General features: G+C 49.9%; 3 protein-coding genes. All 3 read right to left on the bottom strand.

Annotated features, from left to right (window positions below):
- Nucleotides 1-637: 637 nt before the first annotated feature.
- Entirely contained in the window at nucleotides 638-1,738 is a 1,101-nt protein-coding gene (locus DBY86_RS12730) for a protein rep (protein WP_107820210.1), read from the bottom strand.
- Between the two features lie 195 nt (nucleotides 1,739-1,933).
- A complete protein-coding gene (locus tag DBY86_RS12735; protein ID WP_107820211.1) occupies nucleotides 1,934-2,191 on the bottom strand; it encodes a hypothetical protein in 258 nt (85 codons plus the stop codon).
- On the bottom strand, nucleotides 2,178-2,539 hold a 362-nt coding region (locus DBY86_RS12740), incomplete at its 5' end, for a hypothetical protein (RefSeq protein ID WP_234403470.1). The genes DBY86_RS12740 and DBY86_RS12735, both read right to left, overlap by 14 nt.

The raw sequence follows: 2,539 nt of genomic DNA on the forward strand, positions 1-2,539 counted from the left end.
CCACGACCGGCGATTAAAGCACCGACCTGCTCCGCCTCTGTCGGGCTGCTCATGAAGTCAAAAAGTTCTGACAGCTTTTTCAAATTGCTTTTCGTCATGATATTAAATCCGATACGGTTTAAAAAAAAAAGAAATTTAAACCAGTTTGGCGGATTAAGCAAACTGGTTTTAACAAAATTTTCAGGAGCTGAACGCTTTGCGGGGGACTAGCCCCCCACACCCCCCAGTCTCACTTGCGACGCCGCGGGAGCAGGGGGACGGCGCAAAAAACGCGCGCCTTACCACCTGCTCTGCGGCAGAGTGTGTTTTTTTGCAGGGCGGCAAGGGGTATCCAAAAAGATTCGTAAAGGCGATAAAGCCGCCTTTACAAATCTTTCTGGACGTCCTCCCCCTGCCTTGGTAAAAGTTTCTGAAGCCCGACGAAAAAAAACCGCCCACTCTTAGAGCAGGCGGAAAACTTGCGTTTTTTTGATTGTGGTCAGGTTAGCTTGCAAATTGACTGAACAGCCAAACCACGGCTAAAATAAAACCGTGGTTTACTTCCAGTGTCAGCAGCAGCTTGTTCCCCTGTACAAGGATTTTGAGCTTCATGCTTCACTCCGAATGTGAGGTTAATCACACAGGCGAGAGCTTCGCATCAATCCCCGTTGCAGCGGGGATTTTTGCTGTCCCCGCCCACCGTTTCGCCGGCATACTGTCCGGCGATTTCTGATTTTAACATCTTGCGCTGGAAACCCCGCGCGATTTTCACAAACGCACCTACTTCATCAGGCTCGTTACTCCCTACAGTCGTAACGAAATTATAGCCAGAGCTCCGCGCAAAATAATAAAGCAGATAGACGAATTCTTCGTCGATGTCTTCGTCCGTCAATTCTTCGGGAACTTTCACGCCACGAAGCAGCCCGAAGCTGTCTACAAGCCGCTTTTCTTTAAGAAGCTGGTACGCTTCCCAGTTATCGGCGAGCTCCATGTCAGAGAACTTCAGGGCGTACTTGAAGACTTCGAGAAAGCCGTCTACAACGCTCTCACCGTAAAACTCTCGCACGTCTACGATGTACGAATCTCCTGTCAACGCTAACCACTCTTTCGACAGTTGCGAAGCGAATGGCGATTCTTCACAAAGCCAAATCATGTGAACGTGAGGATGCCACAGCCCCGAATTTTTCCCCCGTTTAATCTCAATGCTATGTACACCGCCAAAGGCTTTTGCGTACTCAACGAAACGCTGACCTTTCAGGGCATTCCGCCGTTGTTCCTTGTACTTCTTCAGAGCCGCACGGAGGTGCGCGAAGCGTTCCGACAGGCTCTCGCCGTCTTTGACGGTCAGCGTTACCATGAAGGCGCGGAGCTTCGGGTTTTCCTGAAAGACGACCTCGAGCCGCTGTTTGTATGCTTGCAGATACTTTGTGCCTCTGCGCATGGCGCAGAACGGGCAGAGCAGGTGCTTCTTACAGAAGTTCGCCGCGTGTAGCCGTACTTCGTCAACCGTGAGATACCGCTTGAAAATCAAAAAATCGGCACAGTTTGAGAGCTTGGCCGCCAGTTTTCCCGTTTCCGTGTTTCTGTTTCTGTCGTCCCACTTGCTCTTTGTGTTTTGAGTGATATAATCCGCCATATCAAGAGCGCGCGTTTTCCCTGCGCCGTAACGTTGCAAACGATGTTGCAAGCTCTCAAAACCGAGTCCAGTTTCGCTATCCGCCAAGACCGCCGAAACTGGGCTTTTTTCTTGCCCGTCCATCTTCAAATTGTCCTTTCAAAAAGTCCGCCAAAAATACCATTTTTTTGACGCTATGGGTAGCCCGAAACCCACGCCAGTCGGGCGATAACCACTTTAGTTCTATTTATCAAGTATAGTGCGCCGTAAAACGGCGCGCTTGGCGGCTAAATTTTCGTGCGCGCGCCGAGCTACCGCACCGCCCACGCCGCACGCAAATTACGCCGCCCTGACGCTCAATTTTCCCTGCCATACAGAAATCGCCACAGGAACGCTCACAGGCGCGTTCAGCTTGTCGGTATAGGGGGAGGTATCACTAACGGTTAGTTCGACCAAATCCGCGCGTTTTTCGCCGTTTCTGAGCGTGTTTTCGTGCAGTATCTGCAAGCGCGAATCTCCGCCGTACTCTTCGCCCTCCTTCGTCTTACCTTTCGGCGTCTCAAAAATGTTAATCAACGTGCCGTTAAGAACAAACATTTTTTCTCTCCTCAACTTTTTTGAAGAATGAATCGGAAAAATCAACCTTTTCCTGTTCGGTCATGTGTTTCCAGCCAGCCTCAACTCCTGCGAGAATGAGCTGCATCACAACATCGTTCTTAGACGTTGACGTGTTATCGCACGCAACATCAATGAAGTTCGACAAGTAAAACGGCAATCTCACGGAATACGCGACATTCTCCCCCATGAACTCAAGCTCACCACGACCGGCGATTAAAGCACCGACCTGCTCCGCCTCTGTCGGGCTGCTCATGAAGTCAAAAAGTTCTGACAGCTTTTTCAAATTGCTTTTCGTCATGATATTAAATCCGATACGGTTTAAAAAAA

The sequence above is a fragment of the Neisseria bergeri genome, assembly GCA_003044455.1.
In the GTDB taxonomy this organism is placed as follows: Bacteria; Pseudomonadota; Gammaproteobacteria; order Burkholderiales; family Neisseriaceae; genus Neisseria; species Neisseria bergeri.

Bases quoted from the DNA above. Each gene is read 5' to 3' on its own strand.
- DBY86_RS12730 (WP_107820210.1), bottom strand. From the start codon at position 1,738: ATGGACGGGCAAGAAAAAAGCCCAGTTTCGGCGGTCTTGGCGGATAGC.
- DBY86_RS12735 (WP_107820211.1), bottom strand. From the start codon at position 2,191: ATGTTTGTTCTTAACGGCACGTTGATTAACATTTTTGAGACGCCGAAA.